At 62.9% G+C, this 18898-nt stretch carries 20 protein-coding genes and 3 pseudogenes; 10 read left to right on the top strand and 13 right to left on the bottom strand.

Annotated elements, in window-relative coordinates:
• Window positions 1-35: 35 nt before the first annotated feature.
• From dsbG to dsbD, 3 genes are read right to left on the bottom strand one after another with little or no spacing between them, the layout of a single operon-like run.
• Complete coding sequence (dsbG, locus tag AC07VG_RS16705) at window positions 36-815, bottom strand: thiol:disulfide interchange protein DsbG (RefSeq protein WP_495004681.1); 780 nt, start codon at window positions 813-815, stop codon at window positions 36-38.
• Window positions 791-1660: a TlpA family protein disulfide reductase gene (locus AC07VG_RS16710; RefSeq protein ID WP_495004680.1), complete on the bottom strand. Its 870-nt coding sequence runs from the start codon at window positions 1658-1660 to the stop codon at window positions 791-793. Before AC07VG_RS16710 ends, dsbG begins: the two co-directional genes overlap by 25 nt.
• Window positions 1660-3408, bottom strand: coding sequence for a protein-disulfide reductase DsbD (gene dsbD, locus AC07VG_RS16715; protein ID WP_495021556.1), 1749 nt, complete (start codon window positions 3406-3408; stop codon window positions 1660-1662). Before dsbD ends, AC07VG_RS16710 begins: the two co-directional genes overlap by 1 nt.
• 316 nt (window positions 3409-3724) lie before the next feature.
• On the opposite strand from dsbD, the gene AC07VG_RS16720 reads away from it, so the two are divergent.
• Window positions 3725-4405 (top strand): response regulator, encoded by a 681-nt coding sequence (locus AC07VG_RS16720; protein ID WP_218224949.1) that lies wholly within the window; start codon window positions 3725-3727, stop codon window positions 4403-4405.
• Window positions 4402-5727 carry an ATP-binding protein gene (locus AC07VG_RS16725; RefSeq protein ID WP_495021557.1) on the top strand — a complete coding sequence of 442 codons (1326 nt, stop codon included), beginning with the start codon at window positions 4402-4404 and terminating at the stop codon, window positions 5725-5727. The genes AC07VG_RS16720 and AC07VG_RS16725 overlap by 4 nt, the downstream gene beginning before the upstream one ends.
• A gap of 217 nt (window positions 5728-5944) precedes the next feature.
• Here the strand turns inward: AC07VG_RS16725 and AC07VG_RS16730 are convergent, their stop codons facing one another.
• Window positions 5945-6175: a hypothetical protein gene (locus tag AC07VG_RS16730; RefSeq protein ID WP_495021558.1), complete on the bottom strand. Its 231-nt coding sequence runs from the start codon at window positions 6173-6175 to the stop codon at window positions 5945-5947.
• A 110-nt stretch (window positions 6176-6285) separates the two neighbouring features.
• On the opposite strand from AC07VG_RS16730, the pseudogene AC07VG_RS16735 reads away from it, so the two are divergent.
• The 3 genes and pseudogenes from AC07VG_RS16735 to AC07VG_RS16745 all read left to right on the top strand — a co-directional run.
• Window positions 6286-6390, top strand: a pseudogene (locus tag AC07VG_RS16735) (RNA polymerase subunit sigma); the annotation flags it as partial.
• Between the two features lie 15 nt (window positions 6391-6405).
• A pseudogene (locus tag AC07VG_RS16740) lies at window positions 6406-6651 on the top strand (MgtC/SapB family protein); the annotation flags it as partial.
• A gap of 312 nt (window positions 6652-6963) precedes the next feature.
• Window positions 6964-7587, top strand: coding sequence for a response regulator (locus AC07VG_RS16745; protein ID WP_495004676.1), 624 nt, complete (start codon window positions 6964-6966; stop codon window positions 7585-7587).
• Window positions 7588-7604: 17 nt separating this feature from the next.
• On the opposite strand, the gene AC07VG_RS16750 is transcribed toward AC07VG_RS16745, so the two are convergent.
• Entirely contained in the window at window positions 7605-8741 is a 1137-nt protein-coding gene (locus AC07VG_RS16750) for a thiolase family protein (protein ID WP_495004675.1), read from the bottom strand.
• Between the two features lie 154 nt (window positions 8742-8895).
• The gene (locus tag AC07VG_RS16755; RefSeq protein WP_495021559.1) at window positions 8896-9435 is read right to left on the bottom strand and encodes a PaaI family thioesterase; all 540 of its coding nucleotides are present in this window, start codon (window positions 9433-9435) and stop codon (window positions 8896-8898) included.
• Between the two features lie 194 nt (window positions 9436-9629).
• Between AC07VG_RS16755 and AC07VG_RS16760 the strand changes: the two genes are divergently transcribed.
• The 3 genes from AC07VG_RS16760 (at window position 9630) to AC07VG_RS16770 (ending at window position 13232) form a co-directional block, all read left to right on the top strand.
• Window positions 9630-10496, top strand: coding sequence for a pirin family protein (locus AC07VG_RS16760; protein WP_495021560.1), 867 nt, complete (start codon window positions 9630-9632; stop codon window positions 10494-10496).
• Between the two features lie 123 nt (window positions 10497-10619).
• Complete coding sequence (locus AC07VG_RS16765) at window positions 10620-12062, top strand: mechanosensitive ion channel domain-containing protein (protein ID WP_495004672.1); 1443 nt, start codon at window positions 10620-10622, stop codon at window positions 12060-12062.
• Window positions 12063-12239: 177 nt separating this feature from the next.
• Window positions 12240-13232, top strand: coding sequence for an AAA family ATPase (locus AC07VG_RS16770; RefSeq protein ID WP_495021561.1), 993 nt, complete (start codon window positions 12240-12242; stop codon window positions 13230-13232).
• Window positions 13233-13775: 543 nt separating this feature from the next.
• Here the strand turns inward: AC07VG_RS16770 and AC07VG_RS16775 are convergent.
• From AC07VG_RS16775 to AC07VG_RS16785, 3 genes are read right to left on the bottom strand one after another with little or no spacing between them, the layout of a single operon-like run.
• Window positions 13776-13991 carry a GDCCVxC domain-containing (seleno)protein gene (locus tag AC07VG_RS16775; protein ID WP_152736950.1) on the bottom strand — a complete coding sequence of 72 codons (216 nt, stop codon included), beginning with the start codon at window positions 13989-13991 and terminating at the stop codon, window positions 13776-13778.
• A 7-nt stretch (window positions 13992-13998) separates the two neighbouring features.
• Window positions 13999-14274: a mercury resistance system periplasmic binding protein MerP gene (gene merP / locus AC07VG_RS16780; RefSeq protein WP_152736949.1), complete on the bottom strand. Its 276-nt coding sequence runs from the start codon at window positions 14272-14274 to the stop codon at window positions 13999-14001.
• A 12-nt stretch (window positions 14275-14286) separates the two neighbouring features.
• Window positions 14287-14421, bottom strand: coding sequence for a mercuric transporter MerT family protein (locus AC07VG_RS16785; RefSeq protein ID WP_495004670.1), 135 nt, complete (start codon window positions 14419-14421; stop codon window positions 14287-14289).
• A gap of 75 nt (window positions 14422-14496) precedes the next feature.
• On the opposite strand from AC07VG_RS16785, the gene merR reads away from it, so the two are divergent.
• A complete protein-coding gene (gene merR / locus AC07VG_RS16790) occupies window positions 14497-14895 on the top strand; it encodes a mercury resistance transcriptional regulator MerR (protein ID WP_495021562.1) in 399 nt (132 codons plus the stop codon).
• A 28-nt stretch (window positions 14896-14923) separates the two neighbouring features.
• Here the strand turns inward: merR and AC07VG_RS16795 are convergent.
• Window positions 14924-15109, bottom strand: a pseudogene (locus AC07VG_RS16795) (aminotransferase class I/II-fold pyridoxal phosphate-dependent enzyme); the annotation flags it as partial.
• Between the two features lie 42 nt (window positions 15110-15151).
• On the opposite strand from AC07VG_RS16795, the gene AC07VG_RS16800 reads away from it, so the two are divergent.
• On the top strand, window positions 15152-15619 hold the full coding sequence (locus AC07VG_RS16800) for a carboxymuconolactone decarboxylase family protein (protein ID WP_495021563.1): 468 nt from the start codon (window positions 15152-15154) through the stop codon (window positions 15617-15619).
• A 219-nt stretch (window positions 15620-15838) separates the two neighbouring features.
• Here the strand turns inward: AC07VG_RS16800 and AC07VG_RS16805 are convergent, their stop codons facing one another.
• Genes AC07VG_RS16805 through AC07VG_RS16815 form a run of 3 tightly spaced genes read right to left on the bottom strand, consistent with a single transcriptional unit; the run spans window position 15839 to window position 18820 of the window.
• Window positions 15839-16663, bottom strand: coding sequence for a sulfite exporter TauE/SafE family protein (locus AC07VG_RS16805; RefSeq protein ID WP_495004668.1), 825 nt, complete (start codon window positions 16661-16663; stop codon window positions 15839-15841).
• Window positions 16660-17919, bottom strand: coding sequence for an NAD(P)/FAD-dependent oxidoreductase (locus AC07VG_RS16810; protein ID WP_495004667.1), 1260 nt, complete (start codon window positions 17917-17919; stop codon window positions 16660-16662). Before AC07VG_RS16810 ends, AC07VG_RS16805 begins: the two co-directional genes overlap by 4 nt.
• A gap of 16 nt (window positions 17920-17935) precedes the next feature.
• Window positions 17936-18820 carry an MBL fold metallo-hydrolase gene (locus AC07VG_RS16815; RefSeq protein WP_495021564.1) on the bottom strand — a complete coding sequence of 295 codons (885 nt, stop codon included), beginning with the start codon at window positions 18818-18820 and terminating at the stop codon, window positions 17936-17938.
• Between the last annotated feature and the right edge of the window lie 78 nt (window positions 18821-18898).

Genomic DNA, 18898 nt, shown 5'->3' on the forward strand with positions numbered 1-18898 from the left:
GCGTCAGGCTCGGCTCGCCGATGCCTGTGCGCGAATCACTTCGGCCCGAGAATCTTCAGCAGCTTGTCCGGTGACGGCGCGCCCTGTTGCTGCTGCAGGTCGCCATTTTCATCGAGATAGAAAATCGCCGGTGTAGCCGACAGTTCCAGGTCTTCCATCAGCTTCATGTTGGCATCGAGCTTGGCCTGGATATCCGCCGGAATCGTCGCCAGCGGCTTGAGCTTGCTGCCCTTGCCGGCTTTTTCATGGTCATGCAAGGCCAGTTGCGGGTCCTTGGCGGTAAACAGCGCGGCCGCCTTGGCCGCGCTGTCCTCGCGGATAATCCCGACCATGATGTGGCGCAATTGCACCTTGCCGGACTCGACCCACGGCCGCGCCTGTTCCCAGAACATATTGCAGTACGGGCAGTTCGGATCACTGAACAGATAGACGGTGCGCGGTGCCTCCTTCTTGCCGTCCTCGATCCAGTTGCTCTTCTCCATCTGCCCCCAGACCTGCTTGGCCATCGGCGCATACACCAGCTTGTGCAACGGTGCCTGGCTCAGGTCGTTGCCGTCGGCGTCATACAGGTTGCCGGCGATCACGTTTTTGCCATCGGCGGTCAGGTACAGCGCCATGCCCCGGTTCTGGTACTGGGCGGCATACCCGCGCAGGCCTCCCGGCGCGTCGAAGCTACCGACGATTTTCGCGCCCTTGGCTTCGATGCTCTTGAGCGGCGCGGGCAGTTCTTCGGCCTGCAACACAGGCGCTTGCAGCAGCAACGCGCCCAGTGCGGTGCTCAGGCTCAGGTTCAGCAGGTGGCGGTTGAAGGGCATAGCGGTTTCCTTGCTGTGGCCGGTACGGCCGAAGTGGATTTGGGCGGAGCGAAGTTTTCCAGGGCCCGGGCCAGGCTGGCCTCGGACAACTCGCCCAGGTGAGTGTCGAGCAGGCGGCCTTCGGCGTTGTACAAAAGGGTGGTGGGCAGGGCCATGGAGCCGACGCTCTGGGCCAGCTTGCCGCTGCCGTCGAACAGCACGTTGTTCAGGTTCAGGCCCTGGGTCATCAGGAAGGTGCTGACGCTCTGCATGCTTTCGGCCTGGTTGACGAACAGGAAGGTCACGTCCTGGCGTTCATGCTGGGCTTTTTGCAGCACCGGCATTTCCCGCCGGCATGGCGGGCACCAGGTGGCCCAGAGGTTGATCACCAGCGGGCCACCCTGGTAGCTGCTCAATTGCACCTCCTGGCCCTGGGCATTGCGCAGGGTGATTTCCGGCAGGTGCGTGCCTTGTTCGTAGAGGGTCATCGACAGGCTGGCGAGCAGCCAGAGCGCCAAGCCGCTGCCCAGACCGAAACCCAGTGGCCGGCGCAGGGCCGGACGCCGCCAGCAGAAAAATACGGCGCCCAGCAACAGCGTCAGCAACCCCGGCCAGGCGAGGAAACCGCCGTCGCGGATGTCGAGCATCTGCAACGGGTCGTCGCGAAAGTACGCCCAGTAGGCGATCACGAAGCTGATCCGCGCCATGAGCATGGCCAGCATGAACAGTCCGAACAGCACCGACTCCGGGTTTTCCCCGCCCCTTTTCGCCACCCACCAGCCCACCAGCGTCGCCAGGGCGAGGGCGAGCAGCAACAGCAGGTGGTTGATCGACAGGGCGAAGGTACCGAGGGTCAGGGTGAGCATCAGCGAGCATTCCGTGTGCTGTTCCAGTTCTGGAGAAAAGCCTTGGCGTCGACTTCGCCGGTCATCCGGCTGCCCCGACGTTCCTGGCCGTCCGGTGCGAGCCACAGCAGGGTTGGTGGCCCTGGCACTTCATAACGGCCGAGCAGTTCGCGGCTGGCGGCGTTGTCGTTGGTCACATCCAGGCGCAGCAGCCGTACATCGCCCAGGGCTGCCTGCACCTCGGCCTGGGCGAACACCTGTTTCTCCATGATCTTGCAGGACACACACCAGTCGGCGTAGTAGTCCACCAGCACCCATTGGCCCCGGGCCTTGGCCGTGTCCAGTTCACGCTGCAGGACGGCCGGGTCATTGATGGTGGCAAAGGCATCGTGGGCTGCGCTCGCACCGTTGACCGCGACCGCCCCGGTATAGACGTGCAACGGTTGCCACAGCTCGGTGCTGCCACCCGCCGCCCCGACCACCAGCAGCGAACCCCAGAGGCCGAACAGGACCCCGGCACAGGTGCTCAGCAGGGCAGTGGGGCCTGGCTGCCGGGTCTGTTGCCAGACGCAGGAGCAGGCGACGATCAGCAGCAACGCGCCCCACAGGCCGATCCACAGTGACTCGCTGACCACCGGGCGGATCATCAGCACGGCGGTGCCGAGGAACAGGAAGCCGAACACCGCCTTGACCCGATCCATCCAGGACCCCGGCTTGGGCAGGAACCGGTTGCCCACGGTCACCAACAGCAGCAGCGGCAAGCCCATGCCGATGCCCATGGTGAACAGCACCAGGCCGCCTTCGACGATGTTGCCGCTCTTGGCGATATAGAGCAGGGCGCCGGCCAGGGGGGCGGTCATGCACGGACCCACCAGCAGGCCGGAGAGCGCGCCGAGCACCCCGGCCCCCACCAGGCTGCCGCCGCGCCGGCCGCTGCCGGCATGTTGCAGGCGATCACGCAGGGCCGCCGGCAATTGCAGTTCGAAGAAACCGAACATCGGCAGGGCCAGCACCACGAACAGCGCGGCGAAACTGCCCAACAGCCAGGGTTGTTGCAGCAACGCTTGCAAGTTGCCGCCGAGCAGGGCCGCAAGCATACCCAGCGCGGCATACACCAGCGCCATGCAGATCACATAGCTGCCGGCCAGGGCTAAACCACGCCGTGGCCTGGCGCCACTGCCCACCACCAGGCCGGCGAGGATCGGCAGCATCGGCAGCATGCATGGAGTGAAGGCCAGTAGCAGGCCGAGGCCGAAGAAAGCCAGCAGGCTCCAGCCCAGGGTGTTGTGCTGCAGGTTGGCGGCCAGGGATTGATCTTGCGCCGGGCCTTGGCCCTGAGCTGTTGCGGCCGTGGCTTTACCGGCCAGCTCGACAACCTGGCTTTGCGGCGGGTAGCACAGGCCGGCGTCGGCGCAGCCTTGCCAGCCCACGCTGACCTTGCCACTGGCGCCGGCCGGGATCAGCAGTTCGAGCTCGCTGCGATAGACCTGCTGGTCGCCGAAGAACTCGTCGCTGTGGTGCTCGCCCTCGGGCAGCGCGGGTCGCTGGGTCGGGTCGAGGCCGTCGAGCTTCAGGCGTTTCTGATAGAGGTAGTAACCGTCGGCGATCTGCCAATACAGCCGGGTTTGCCCGGAGGGCAGGGTTTCGGCGCTGAAGGTAAACGCCTTGTCGACGGGCAGGAAATCCGGCTTTTTTACCGCGAACGGATCGTTACCGGCTTGGGCCAGGCCTGCGAAAAGGACAAAAACAAAGGTCAACAACCAACGCATAAAAAAGCCTTAGAACCGTGGCAAGTAGGGCAAGCCTGCAAGCAGGCGATTAACCGATCATTAACTCGATTTTATCCGGGTTGTACACGGACTTTTGTAGGCGCCGGCTTGCCGGCGATGGCGCCCCTGAGATCAATGCCGGACTCCAGGGCCTCATCGCCGGCAAGCCGGCGCCTACAGATTGTGTGGCGTTTTCACGGTGGGCGCGAGCCTCCTCGCCGCCGCTCCCGGCGACTAACTATTCTGCGGGTATTGGCGGCATAATCGCCGCTTAATCCATTTGCGTTCCAATCGACACATTTGCGCAGGTATCCCCATGCACGTACTGGTTTGCGAAGACGACGAGCTGATCGCCAGCGGCATCAAGGCCGGTCTGACCGCCCAGGGCATGACCGTCGAGCATGTCGCCAGCGCCGCGGCCGCGCGGGCCATGTTGCGCGCCGCGGAATTCGATGTGATGGTACTTGACCTTGGCCTGCCCGATGAAGACGGCCTGAAACTGTTGGCGCAACTGCGTCAGAAGGGCCTGGAGATACCGGTGCTGATCCTTACGGCGCGCGACTCGGTCACCGACCGGGTCGATGGCCTGCAGGCCGGTGCCGACGACTATCTGCTCAAGCCCTTCGACCTGCGCGAACTCTTCGCCCGCCTGCAAACCCTGCTGCGGCGCGTGGCCGGGCGCAGCGTCAACCTGATCGAGCACGGTGCCCTGAGCTACGACCCGAGCAGCCGCGTGACCCTGCTCGGCGGTCAGCCGGTGGACCTCTCGCGACGCGAACAGGCGCTGCTGCAGGCGCTGCTGCACAACCGCGGCCGGGTCCTCTCCAGCGAGCAACTGAAAGACAGCGTCTATGGCTTCAGCGACGAGCTGGAGAGTAATGCCTTGAACGTGCATATCCACCACCTGCGCCGCAAGTTGGGCAACGGCATCGTCGAGACCGTTCGCGGCCTGGGCTATCGACTGGGCCCGGCGGGTAACGAGGACGCCGCGTCATGATGAGCCTGCGTTTGCGCCTGAGCCTGACCATCGGCGCGGCATTCATCCTGATCTGGGCCCTGGCCGCGACCTGGATGCTCAGCGACCTGCGGCACCAGATGATGTTTTCCCTCGACCAGCGGTTGGTGGCCTCGGCGCGGATGGTCGCCGGGTTGCTGGAACAACTGCCGCCGATTTCGAGCAAGGGCGACGGTACGCATTTCAGTGCTGAACAGCTTAATATTCCTGGTGGCATGGCCTGCCAGGTCAGCTCCCTGCGCGGCGAGATCCTGGCCCGCAGCCACAATAACCCGGAGCAGGCCCTGGACGACCAGACCGCCGGTTTCCATGACCAGATGATCGACGGCGCGCCCTGGCGCAGCTTCACCCTGGTGCGCGGCGATGTGCACATCACCACCGCCGACCGCCAGGTGGAGCGCGAGGCGTTGAACCTTTCGGTGCTGCTGGCGGCCTCGGTGCCGGTCGGCGTGGCCCTGGTGGGGTGCCTGTGCCTGCTGTGGCTGGGGATCGGCCAGGGCCTGGCGCCGCTCAACCGTATGCGCGACGCCTTGATGCGGCGCAGCGCCGATTCCCTGGAACCCTTGCAGGTACAGCCGCTGCCCCGTGAATTGCAGCCGCTGCTGGACACCCAGAACCAACTGTTCCAGCGCATCGGCAAGACCATCGAGCGCGAGCGCCGCCTGACCGGCGATGCCGCCCACGAACTGCGCAGCCCGCTGACCGCGATCAAGACCCACCTGCAAGTGGCTCGCATGACCGAAGGCGCGGCCCGTGACCAGTCCCTGGCCCACGCCGAGGCTGGTGCCGACCGCCTGCATCGGACCCTCGAGCAGTTGCTGCTGCTGGCGCGGGTCGAGGGCAGCCTGTCGTTCGACGACGGCGTGCAGTGCAATGCCGAGCAGGTGGCGCGCCTGGCAATCCAGGATTCGGCCAATGGCGACCGTGGCCGGATCGCCTTGCACCTCGCGGAAAACTTCTCCGCGGCCCCGCTGGAAATGCCCTCGACCCTGTCCATCGCCGCCTTGCGCAACCTGCTGGACAACGCCCTGCGTCACACCCCGGGCGATGCCCCGGTGGAATTGAATATAGAAACCATCGGTAACCGCGTGCGCTTCCAGGTGCGCGACCATGGCCCGGGCATCGCCCCGGACGATCTGCAACACCTGACCCAGCGCTTCTGGCGGAACAGCACGAGCAGCGGTTGCGGTCTGGGGCTGGCGATTGTCAACGCCATAGTCCAGCGTTGCGGCTGCGTGCTGCACTTCGACAGCCGTCCCGACGGGCTGCGGGTCGAGCTGACCATGCCGTTGCGGGCGGTCTGAAGCCTCTCTGCTGAAAAACGCCTGATGCAAAGCGTCGCCCGGGTGTAAATCCTGGCGGTGCTGGTGCGTTTCCAGAACACAAAGCCCGCACGCATCCGCGTGCGGGCACAGGGTTTTGGTCATCAAGGTTGATCCCATTCGACTTAGGTAAATTTGTTATTTTCCCGCCTGCTCGACCCAGAGCAAGTGCTGATACTCGTTACGTCTCGCTCAAGCCTCAATCGACATACTCCACATGACGGGCCATTCGGTTGGGGCGTTGCAGGGTGGTGATGTTGTCGATGCGAATCAGCATGTCCTGGACGTAGGCCTTGAACAGCTCGTCGCCCATGTCGATCCACAGGCGTGGCGGGCGGGCGTAGAGGCGGTCGTAATCGGCGGTGGTGGGGTCGAGGTGGCGGTATTCCTCGTAGCGCGGTAGATCGGGTAGCGGGTTGCGGGCATCCATGTAGTTCTGGATAAAATCCCACAGCGCACAGGGCCACTGGTGCGACGGTTCAATTCCCAGAGTGGACCTCGGGAGGGCCTTACCCAGAGACGGGGGAATTTGTAGGTGGTCAGGGCGCCGAGCGTCTGGGCATTTCCCGCAGCCTGGTGGAAAAACACATCGTCAATGCCATGAAACAAGCTCGCATGCGGATGCGTCAGTGGGAGGCCAACTGAGCGGCGCGCGCTGACATCTACCTGATCGTCCGGCGGGCTCAGCAGAAGACCGTACTGTCGTTGCTGGAAAAGGAGCTGGAGCGCAGCAACTACCCGGCCAGCGACGTCGAGGTGCGGCCTTTCGGCGACGAGGAAGTGGAAATCGAAGCGACCCTGGCGATCACCTCGGTGGACGGCGACGAACTCGATGCGCTGGTGGCGCGGCTGTCGACCTCGAGCATGGTGCAGCAGGCGTTCTGGAGCCCAAGTACCACCGACTGACGACACCTTCGCGGGCACCGCCCAGCCGGAGCCCTACGCTGCGCGACAAGTGCAAGCTTCCTGGAAGCGACGAGTATCTTGGGATTTTCCCTACAGATGCTCCTGAGACCTCCCGCTAAAGTGGCCGACCTTGTTCAGCCCTCATACCCTGAACATGACAGCCACAGGCCGAAATGGCCGCCTGCCCACCGCCCAGCCACAGCAGAAATTGAGAGTTTTCCTATACTGTATTTCGCTATTTCCCTCCATTTTTTTCGATGCAAGCACGTTCCCGTCTCAAGCAGTGGCTGGCGTACTTCTTGAGGATTTGTAATGCGCACAGCCCTGATAGTTGACGATCACCCGTTCATTCGCATGGCCATCAAGGTCTTGCTGGAAAAGGAGGGGTTCAAGGTCGTCGCCGAGGCCGATAATGGCGTCGATGCGGTGCAATTTGCGCGGGAGTTGTCGCCGGAGCTGATTGTCATGGACCTCAATATCCCCCGGCTCGATGGCCTGGAGGCGATCAAACGGCTCACCGACCTGCACCTGCCGAGCAAGCTGGTGGTGCTCACCGAACAGGCGCCGGAGTTCTACTCCGAGCGCTGCATGCGCGCCGGCGCCATGGGTTATATCTCCAAGACCGCCGAATTGATCGAACTGCGCCTGGCGATCCAGGCGGTCATGCTCAACAAGAGCTTCTTTCCGCGTCTGGAAGGGCACGCTCAAGGCCAAGGCGCCAGCGTTTCGGAACCGGTGCTGATCGACAGTCTGAGCAACCGCGAACTGAGCATCCTGCGCTACCTCGCCCGGGGGATGAAGAACAAGGACATCAGCGAACTGATGTTGCTCAGCGACAAGACGGTCAGCACCTACAAGACCCGCCTGATCGACAAGCTCAATCTGAAATCGGTGGTGGCGCTGGCGGAGTTCGCCAAGCGCAACCAGTTGATCTGAGGCGGTGCCCCGTTAGTTCAGGACTCTACGGCCTCAAGCAGTGTCGCTATACCCTGGCCGCCGGCAATGCATTGCGTGGCAATGGCATAGCGCCCGCCGGTGCGCCGCAGCAGTGCGGCGGCCTTGCCGGTAATACGCGCGCCGGTGGCCCCGAGGGGATGACCGATGGCCAGGGCGCCGCCGTCGAGATTGATCCGGCCACGGTCCAGATCGAGTTCACGCAGGCAGGCCAGGGACTGGCTGGCAAAGGCTTCGTTGATTTCCACCAGGTCGATATCGCCGATCTGCAAGCCGGCCCGTTGCAGCACCTTGCGGGTCGCGTGGACCGGGCCCATGCCCATGATCTCCGGGGCGCAACCGGCCACCGCGACGGCCTTGATCCGTGCCAGGATCGGCAAGCCCCGCTCGCGGGCGAAGGTTTCGCTGCACACCAGCACGGCGGCGCTGCCATCGGTCAAGGGCGAGGCGGTACCGGCGGTGACGCTGCCGTCGAACGCCGGTTTCAATCCGCCGAGGCCTTCGAGGCTGGTGCCCGGGCGAATGCAGCCATCTTCGTTGACCCAGCCATTCGGCGTCTGGATGGCGATGATTTCCTCGGCCAGGTGGCCCAGTTCGCGAGCCTGGGTAGCCTTGGCATGGGACTCGACCGCCAGGCTTTCCTGCTCGGCCCGGCCGATGCCATAACGGCGCGCAACTTCTTCGGCGGTGTAGCCCATGGGCATGTACACCTCGGGGTGGTCGCGCATCAGCGTCGGGTTCGGCGAGATATTGAAACCGCCCATGGGCACCCGGGTCATGGATTCCACCCCGGCGCAGAGGAAGGCGTCGCCGGCTCCCAGCAGGATCTGCCCGGCGGCGTAGTGCACGGCGCTCATGGACGAGCCGCAGAAGCGGTTGATCGTCGCGCCGCCGAGGCTGTCGGGGAAGCCGGCGCGGAAACTGGCGATGCGGGCGATATTCATGCCTTGCTCGGCTTCCGGGTAGGCGCAACCCATGACCAGATCTTCAAGGTCGGCGGGATCGACATCGAGTTTATCCACCAGGCCGCGCAGCACCTGGGCGGCGAGGTCGTCGGGGCGGATATCGGTCAGCGCGCCTTTTTTCGCGAACTGGAAGGGGGACCGGGCGTAACCGGCGATCACGATGGAGGTCATGGCGAAACTCCTGCTGTATTGAATGATGACTGTAATTTAATTGGACGTCACCTCACCTTGGAGCTGGCTTGTCGGGACGCCGCGCCGCAGCGATGGTGTCCTCAAGAGCGCTATCGCCAGTAAGCTGGCTCCTACAGGGAGGGGCGGTGATCTCTCAGCCGCGCGGTTGAAGGATCATGCAGGTGGTGGAACCGGTGGCATAAAGCCGGCCATCGACGTCATAGATCCGCCCTTCGGCCAGTGCGGTGGAGCGCCCGAGGTGGACGATCGTGCCCTCGGCGCGGATCGGTCCGCTGCTGCCGGTCAGGGCCCGGACATAGCTGATACGCAGGTCCAGGGTGGTATAGCCCTGGCCTTTTTGCAGGCGCGTATGGATGGCGCAGCCCATGCACGAGTCGAGCAAGGTCGCGGCATAGCCGCCATGGACGCTGCCCAGCGGGTTGTAGTGGCGGGTGTCCGGGGTGCCCTGGAAGACGAAGCGCCCCTCGGACCATTCGATGGGGATAAAGTCCAGCAAGCTGCCGATCGGCGGCGAGGGCAGTTCGCCGCTACCGATGCCGTTGAAGAACTCCGCCGGGGTCAGTTGGCTGACCTCGGCCAGGGTCAGGCTGCCAGGGCCTTGCAGGCGCTCGCGCATGGCCTGCTCCTCGGCGATCCATTGGGCCAGGGTGACGTCGCGGTTGGGGGTCTGCATGGGCGGCTCCTGATTAGTTAAAAAATTACGGGCGTAATATTTAAATCCATATTATGTCCGAAATATAAATTAATCCAGCATCCCGCGGATTCGTGGAGGGTCGTCCTGACAGTAGAACGATGAAGCTGTTTTTCGCCGTCTAGCGCCAAATATCGGTTGAATCTAAGCTGTGCCTTATATTGATGGAGGTACCCATGAAAAAGATTCTTGGTCTCTACACCAGCCCCAGGGGTCATTGGGTCGGCGACGGCTTTCCGGTGCGCACGCTGTTTTCCTATGACAACCTGGGCCAGCACATCAGCCCGTTCCTGATGCTGGACCACGCGGGACCGGCCGATTTCACCCCGACCACGCAGCGCCGTGGTGTCGGTCAGCACCCTCATCGCGGGTTTGAAACCGTGACTATCGTCTATGACGGTGAAGTGGAGCACCGCGACTCCACCGGGGCCGGCGGCGTGATCGGCCCGGGCGACGTGCAATGGATGACCGCCGCCGCGGGGATCATCCACGAGGAGTTTCATTCCGAAGCCTTCGCCAAGCGCGGCGGGCGGCTGGAAATGGTTCAGTTGTGGGTCAACCTGCCGGCCCGGGACAAGTCGGCGGCGGCCGGTTACCAGGGCATTCTCGACCGCGATATTCCGCGGATCGCCCTCAAGGACCAGGCCGGTAGCCTGCGCCTGATCGCCGGCGAGTTCGACGGCCAGCAGGGGCCGGCGCGGACTTTCACGCCGATGGATGTGTGGGATATCCGCCTGGCCGGCGGGAAAACCCTGGCGCTGGACCTGCATGAAGGTCGCAGCACGGTACTGGTAGTCCTGCGCGGCAGCGTGCGGGTCAATGGCGAGCAATTGGCGCAACCGGGGCAGTTGGTCGTGTTCGAGCGGAGCGGTCGAGAAGTGTCGTTGCACGCCGATATCGATGCGATGGTATTGCTGCTCAGCGGCGAGCCGATCGACGAGCCGATTGTCGGCCACGGCCCCTTTGTGATGAACAGCGAAGCCGAGATCCAGCAGGCCTTTGCTGACTTCCAGGCGGGTCGTTTCGGGCAGATGCACGACTGACGTGGTCAAGCGGTCCTGGTTCCCCGAGGGCCGCTCCGCCGCCACGAATATAAAGCTATAACTCCATGACGCCGTTCTGTGCGATCTTCGCCGCGCCGACGGTTTTTTTCATGGAGTGGCTCGATGCTTGACCTGTTGTCTGAACATCCCTTGTCCTGCGCTTTTCTGCTGATCGTGGTCGATTTGTTGTTGTGGCACCTGATGGGCAGCAAAAGCGACACCTGGAAACTGGCGGTGCGCCTGACGGTGTTCTCGCTGTTCAGCCTGCTGCTGTTCAACGAAGGCATGAACCCGTTGCAGACCGCGCCCTGGCCGGATGACATCCCCCGGCACCTGGCGGCCACCGGCTTGCAGATTGGCTGGTGGTTGTTCGGCGCGCGGAGCCTGACGGTCCTGCTCGGCACGGTGATGATGCAGCGGGTCGGGCATGCCGGGCGGTTGGTGCAGGATGTGCTCGGGGCGATCATCTTCCTGATCGCCATTGTCGCGGCGGCGGCCTATGTGCTCGACCTGCCGGTCAAGGGGGTGCTGGCGACGTCCGGGGCCCTGGCGATCATTGTCGGCCTGGCCTTGCAGAGCACGTTGAGCGACGTGTTTTCCGGGATTGTCCTGAATGCGACCAAGCCTTATCAGGTCGACGATTGGGTGTCCATCGATGGCACCGAAGGCCGGGTTATCGATATCGATTGGCGCGCCACCCGCTTGCAGACCTCCCAGGGCAGCATGGCGGTGGTGCCCAACTCCCTCGCGGCCAAGGCCAAGATCGTCAACTTCAGCCGCCCCAGCGATATGCATGGCCTGTCCATCAGCGTGCAGGTCAGTCCGCATTCCCGGCCCCAGGTGGTGATCGATGCCCTGGAGCGCGCGATGCTCGGCTGTCGTGCCTTGCTGCCGACCCCGGCGCCTTGCGTGACGCTGAAAAGCTCCAGCGCCGAGGGTGCTGAATATGAAATCAGCGGTTTTGTGGTGTCCATGGGCGAGAAGCGTGAAGTGCGCAATCAGCTCTACGACCTGGCATTCCGACACCTGCGCGCGTCGGGTGTGAGCCTGCTGTCCAGCGGGGAGAGTACGCTCCCGGTGAATTTATCGCGGCCGCGACGCTTGTTGGAAAGCTCTTCGATTTTCTCCACCTTGCGTTCGGAGGAGAAGGACACGTTCAGCGAGAACATGCAGGCGCAGACGTTCCGTGCTGGCAGCGAGATCATGGCGCGGGGCGAGGTCAGCGATCATCTGTTCATCATCGAGTCGGGGGTGGTCTCGGTGACGCTGTTGCGCGGCGGCGTGCCGATGGAGGCCGGGCGCATGGGACCGGGCGAGGTGATCGGCGAGGCCGGGGTGCTGGCCGACAAGGCGGTGGTGGCGGATTTCACCGCCAAGACCGACTGCGTGTTGTACCGCATTGAAAACGAGTACCTCAAGCCGTGTCTGGAAGCCCGGCACGACATCGGCGAGGCCATGAAAAACCTGCTCGACCGGCGCTTGAGCGCGGTGCAGAACTTCACCCGCGAAGTGCCCAAGCCGGCGGAAAAACGCGGGTTCATGCAGTGGTTGCGCAGTCGGACCTAGCGCTTCACCGTGATTGAGCACTGAGTGACGATACTATCTGCCGGTGTTACAGAATGAAGCAGTCAATCAGCTTGAGAGGTCAGCTCTGCTGACCTATATTGACCGCTTTTGGCCGCGATTCAGATCAAGGAACAGTCATGACGGGTGAGCGCGATATCGACAATGAACGATCGGAGGATGTCCTCCCGCTTGAGGGCGGCATACGTCTTCGTGAGTTCTGGATCGATAATTTCAAGTCGCTGGATCAGCTTTGAGATCAAGTGTGAGTTTGCCGGTAAGCTGGCAACGTGGAATGGCAGCTTCAATCGGACATTATTACGCTGCACCGAAGAGTCGTGGATCGTTGATCAAGATGCGATACGCGTTTCAGATGGCCGGTTTTCTATTCATGAAACGAGTGTTCACGGTAGTGGTAGAGACAACTCTCCGCTGCCCATTGAATTTGAGTATCAGGGGTCCATTCTCTCCGCGTTGAAAGAGTCGCGGCTGCCAAAAAGCTTTTTACCGTTCAAACGATTTATCGCTGGTATCACTTCGTTGGATGCGCTGTCCCCTCAGTATTTGCGCAAACAGGCGCGTGGTAGTCAGGGCGGATTGGGTTTTGCCGGTGAGCAGCTATCGGCGTTCGTGCATCAACTGAGTCCCGGTCAACTCAGCGCGCTGGTGGCGATGCTGAAGAAAAACTACCCCCACCTTCAGTCAATCGAACTCAAATCCCTCAATTCCGGCTGGAAGTCCTTGGGGATACAGGAAAGCTACAGCTCAGGCAGCTTCAGCACTCAAGCCCGGCATATGAACGATGGCATGTTGCGCCTGATGGCGATCTTGGCCGAAACCTTGTCGGCGCATGGCTTCATACTCTTTGATGAGGTGGAAAACGGTATAAACCCCGAACTCATCGAGTTTTTGCTGGATTATCTGGTGGGGCTGGATCGACAGGTTATGGTGACGACCCACAGCCCGATGATCCTGAATTATCTGGAAGATAATATTGCCCGACGAGGGGTTCAACTGATCTACAAGACCGAAGACGGTAGAACCCGGGTCATTCCTTTCTTTTCCATTCCATCGATCGCGGAAAAGTTGACGGTGATGGGGCCGGGGGAGGTGTTTGTCGATACTGATCTTGTTCGCCTTCCCCTGGAAATTGGCCGGCTGATGGTGAGGTAACACGGATGCTGTTGCTGGTGAGTGGAGAAGGCCCTTCCGATATCGGTCGCTTGGCGCCAGGCAGGCAGGGGCCCGCGTTTTTTCCGGGCCCGATGACGCTGATTCTGGACAAGCTGGTCGAGGATGTTGTGCAGTACTCGTTGCTCGGCTTTCAGGCTGTGCATTTCGTTCATAAAACAGAGTTGTTGGTTGTGGAGCCGAAACACAGTGGACGCCGACTATCGGTTCCTGGAAAGCGCACAGCCAAGGAAACCGGTTACTACTACGAGAACGCTCGGCGTCTCGCGCTCAAAGCCGGTGAGCTGGCGCGAGAGTCTGAGGATACGGTGGTGCCTGTGCTGTTCCGGGATGCAGATGGAACGCAGTCTTCGGGGCGTGGTGAATGGCGGGACAAATGGAAATCCATGCTCAACGGTTTTGAGGACGGGGACTCTTTGCTGGGTGTTCCCATGTTGCCGAAACCCAAGTCTGAAGCGTGGTTGCTGTGTGCATTGCGGACGCCGGCTCAGGTTGCTCGTCGACCTGGCGCTGCATCCCGCGGACCTAACCGTCGCAGCACCCACGCTGTTGCTGGATCGGCGGACACGGCACCGAGGCGAACGAACAGAATACGCAGCAGTCGCCAGGGGTGGGGCGCAGCAATACCTTGCAGCTCGGACACTCGTAGTAGTACTGGCAGGCGTCGGTGGGCATGGTTTCCTGCTGGATATGACCGCAGTGCGGGCAGGTCAGCACGGATTCGAGAATGACGGCGTTCATAGGGGCATCACTTCTGTACGTTGGAGGGGTAGCCCGCGTTCGTTGTCGCCTGGGTCAACGCCTCTGGCTGGGCCTTGTCGGGGTCATAGAGGACGGTGGCGGTCTTTTTCTCGAAATCGACCTTGACCGCGCTGACGCCGGGAATCTTTTCCAGCGACTTCCTGACCGTGAACGGACACACAGGGCACGTCATGTTCTGCACTGCCAGCGTGACAGTTTCCGGGGTGGCGGCCAGCGCCGCGAGGGGCATGCTGGCCAGTAGAGCAATCAGCAGTTTGCGCATGGGAATTTCCTTTCAGTAGAACAACGGGGCCAGCCACGGCACGGCCAACAGGCCCAGCAGCACGAGCGGCCCGACACAGCACAGCGACGCGCCGAGAGCGGCCAGCACACCCGCGATCAGCGAGCCTTTTCCGGTGAGTTGTCGCATGCCGATTTCCTTGAGTCCGTTTGCCCAAGTGCTACTCTAAATCCCGTACCTGAGTACGGAATCAAGGAAAATGTGATGGCAACTGAAATGACCATTGGCAAGCTGGCGGAAGCGGCCGGGGTGAACATCGAGACCATCCGCTACTACCAGCGGCGTGGCTTGCTGGACGAGCCGCCCAAGCCGCTGGGCGGTCATCGACGTTACGCGCAGGAACTGGCCAAGCGCGTGCGCTTCATCAAGCGAGCGCAGGCGTTGGGGTTTACCCTGGATGAAGTGGCTGCGTTGCTCACCCTCGACGCGGCATATGCTTGTAACGAGACGCGGGCGCTGGCCGAGCGCAAGCTGGTTGTTATCGAGCAGAAGATGGCAGACCTCGCGGCCATGCGGCAGGCGCTGAGGGGCTTGGTATTGCAATGCAATACCGGCGACAACCCTGCGACCTGCCCAATCATCAACGTGCTGGCGCGTGACTGATGCCATCACGCCGCTGTTAGGTCATCTGCCACAGCAGGCGCGCCGGCGGGTAGCCGGGGTCTTCCACCACCACCGTGCAAGCCGGCTCCACCAGCACCCGGGCAACCAGGTCGAGGGCCTGTTGTGCGCCATTGGTCACCAGCAGGTCATCGCTGCTGCAGCGGACCCCACGGGAGAAACCGATATGCCGGGAAATGGCCTCGCGCAGCTGTTCGGTGATCTGTTTCGCCAGGTCGCGAGTACCGTTGAGGCTGATGTGCAATTCCATATCGGGGCTCGGCAGGGGAGTGTTCGTGTCGATTTCTACACGGCTTCGCCCGATGCCATCAAAGCCATGCTGGCGCTTGAAAGTGCGGTGAGCAAACTGCTGTTGGAGCAGTCGCTGGTCGAACTGGTCAAGCTGCGTTCCTCGCAGATCAATGGCTGTGCCTTTTGCGTCGATATGCACACCACAGATGCACGCAAGCTCGGTGAGACCGAACGTCGTCTGCACTGTCTGTCGGTCTGGCGTGAGACGCCGTTCTTCACCCCGCGTGAACGTGCTGCAATCGCCTGGACCGAGGCGTTGACGCAGATTTCCCAGACCCATGCGCCGGATGAGGACTACGCCTTGCTGAGCGCCGAGTTCAGCCCGAAGGAAATGGTCGACCTGACCCTGGCGATCAATACCATCAACAGCTGGAACCGTCTGGCGGTGGGGTTCCGCAAGCTGCCGGTGGAATAAAATATCGGCTCGAAGGCTGCCCGCTGACCCGTAGGCGCCCGGCTTGCCGGCGATGGAGCCCTTGAGGTCGCCAAAAGCTTCGCGGGCAAGCTCCGCTCCCACATTGGATCTTCGGTCGTATGCGAGCTTTCAGTTTGACACCAAACATTGTGGGAGCAGGATTCACCGGGACGCCGGACCGCCGCGAAGAGGTCCTCGAGCTCGCCAAAAGCCTATGGTTTAGAACGAAATCCCCAGTGCCGCCAATGCTAGCAGCAGCGCCGCGATCACCCCGACCAGGGCGAACAGTTGCTGCAACCGCGGTCCGGCCAGATACCTGGCGACCTGGAGTCCGAGTACCAACCCCAGCACCGCCCCCGCCGCAAACGGCCCACCCACTGACCAGTGCATCGCCCCGGACAGTGTCGCCGTGAGCACGCTGCCCAGCGACACCAGGGCGATCACCGCCAGGGACGTGGCAACAATGCTCTTGCTGTCCAGGTTGCTGTAGCGAGTCAGCGCCGGGATGATAACAAAACCACCACCGACCCCGAGCAACCCCGATAACAATCCCGAGAGCATGCCGGTGACGGTCAGCGCTCGGGCGCAGGGCAGGGTCCAGCGCAACCGGCCTTGCAGGGGATTCAGCACGCATGGCTGAAAACCCGGTCGCGACGCCGGATGCCCGTGTTGCAACTCCTTGCGGGCCTTGAGGAAGATCCGAGCGCAGGCATAGACCATCACCGCGGCAAACCCCAGGGCCAGCGGCTCGTTGGGCAGGTGATGGGCGAGCCACAGGCCCAGGGGGGTGAGCAGCACGCCAACCCCGGCGATATAGGCCGCCGCGCGATAGCGGACAATGCCCTGGCGCAAGCCGAGCAAGGCCCCGACACTCGCCGCCAGGCCCACCGCGAGCAAGCCGATGGGCGCCGCCTCGGCCATCGACAAGCCTAGCCCGAACACCAGCAACGGCACCGCGAGGATGCCACCACCGGCCCCGGTCAGAGCCAGGATCGCACCAATCAGCGTGCCCAGTCCCGCCCCCAGCAACAGATGTTCGTTCATGGTTGCGTTCTGGCCGCCGTCAATGTTGGCCGCGCCAACCATTCCCGGCCCTTGAGCATGCCGCGCCAGTACAACGGCGGCAGGATCCGTTCCTTCAACCACCAGGCCAGGCGCGTCGGTTTGCGTCCGTCCAGCAGCCAGGGGGCGAACGTCGGGGCCAGCTTGCCGCCGTAGGTGAATTCGGCGAGGACGATTTTGCCGCGCTCCACGGTCAGTGGGCAGGAGCCATAACCGTCGTAGCTGGCTTGCCGGGACAAACGCCCGAGGGCCACCAGCACGTTGTTCGCCACCACCGGCGCCTGCTTGCGCGCGGCGGCGGCGGTCTTGGCATTGCTGGTATTGGTCACGTCGCCCAGACCGTGGATATTGGCGAACTGTCGGTGTTGCAGGGTGGCTGGATCGACATCGACCCAGCCGGCCGCGTCGGCCAGCGGGCTTGCCCGGATAAAGTCTGGGGCCACTTGCGGCGGCACCACATGCAGCATGTCGAACGAGCGGACCAGGGTTTCCCGGGTGCCATCGGCCAGGGTGCGGGCGAAGGTCGCCTGTTTGGCCGGGCCGTTGACCGCCACCAGGCTGTGGCCGAATTGCAGGTCAACCGCGTATTTGTGGATATATTCCATCAGCGCCGGCACATAGTCGGCCACGCCGAACAGCACCGCGCCGGCGTTGAAGAAGCGCGCATTGATCTGCTCCAGACGCCCGGCCTTGAGCCAGTGATCACAGGACAGGTACAGGGCTTTTTGTGGCGCACCGGCACATTTGATCGGCATCGGCGGCTGGCTGAACAGGGCCTCGCCTTCCTTGAGTGCCTGCACCAGCTTCCAGGTATAGGGCGCGAGGTCGTAGCGGTAGTTGGACGTCACGCCATTGCGCCCGAGGGTCGCTTCGAGGCCGTCGATGGCCGCCCAGTCGAGTTTCAGGCCGGGGCAGACGATCAACTGTTCGTAGCCGACCCGGCTCTGGTCGGTAAGGACCACTTCGTGGCCGTGGGGGCCGAAGGCGCTGACCGCTGCCTTGATCCAGCGCACGCCACGGGGAATCAGCGTGGCCATGGGCCGGGCGGTCGACTCGGGGCGAAATACCCCGGCGCCGACCATGGTCCAGCCGGGTTGGTAATAGTGGGTGTCGGCCGGGTCGATAATTGCGATATCCAGGTCCGGCGCTCGGGCCAGCAGGCTGGAGGCTACGGCGATACCGGCTGCGCCGGCGCCGACGATCAGGATCTGGTGATGGGAAACGGCAGTCGAAGACATGGTGTCGGGTCCTGGTTCAGAGGGCATTGAGCGGAATCTTCAGGTAGCGCACGCCGTTGTCTTGCGGCTCGGGCAGGTGGCCGCTGCGCATGTTGACCTGCACCGCCGGCAGCATCAGCACCGGCATGTCGAGGGTGGCGTCGCGGGCCTCGCGCATGCTGACGAAGTGGTCTTCGTCGATGCCCTCGTGGATATGGATATTGTCCGCGCGCTGTTCGGCCACTGTGGTCATGTAGCGCAGTTCGCGGCCGCCCGGCAGGTAGTCATGGCACATGAACAGCCGGGTCTGCGGCGGCAGCGCCAGCAATTGGCGGATCGAGCGATAGAGGGTACGTGCATCGGCGCCGGGGAAATCGCAACGGGCGGTGCCGTAGTCGGGCATGAACAGGGTGTCGCCGACAAAGGCGACGAGATCGTCGCCGGACTCGATCAGGTAGCTCATGCACGCCGGGGTATGTCCTGGCGTATGCAGGGCCCGGGCCTTCAGGCTGCCGATGTTGAACTCGGCGCTGTCGCTCAGCAGCACATCGAACTGGCTGCCGTCGCGGTGGAAGTCACGGCCCTCATTGAACAGTTCGCCGAATACCTGCTGGACCACCGTGATATGGCTGCCGATGGCGACCTTGGCGCCCAGCTGTTCCTTCAGGTAGGCCGCCGCCGAGAGATGGTCGGCGTGTACATGGGTTTCCAGGATCCACTCCACCCGTGCATCCAGTTCGTGGACCCTGGCGATCAGGCGGTCAGCCGACTCGGTGCGGGTGCGCCCGGACTTGGGGTCGTAGTCGAGCACGCTGTCGATCAGCGCGCAGTGGCGGGTGCTGGTGTCCAGCACCAGGTAGCTGATGGTCCAGGTGTCGGGATCGAAAAAGGCTTCTACGGCTAGCTTGTCGCCAAAGGTCATTGTGTACTCCGGATGTCGTCGGCGGGTATGGGGCTCACACGGTCTTGTAGGAGCCTAGCCTGCTCGCGAAGGGGGCCC

This window comes from Pseudomonas sp. GW821-FHT03C07, assembly GCF_059420925.1.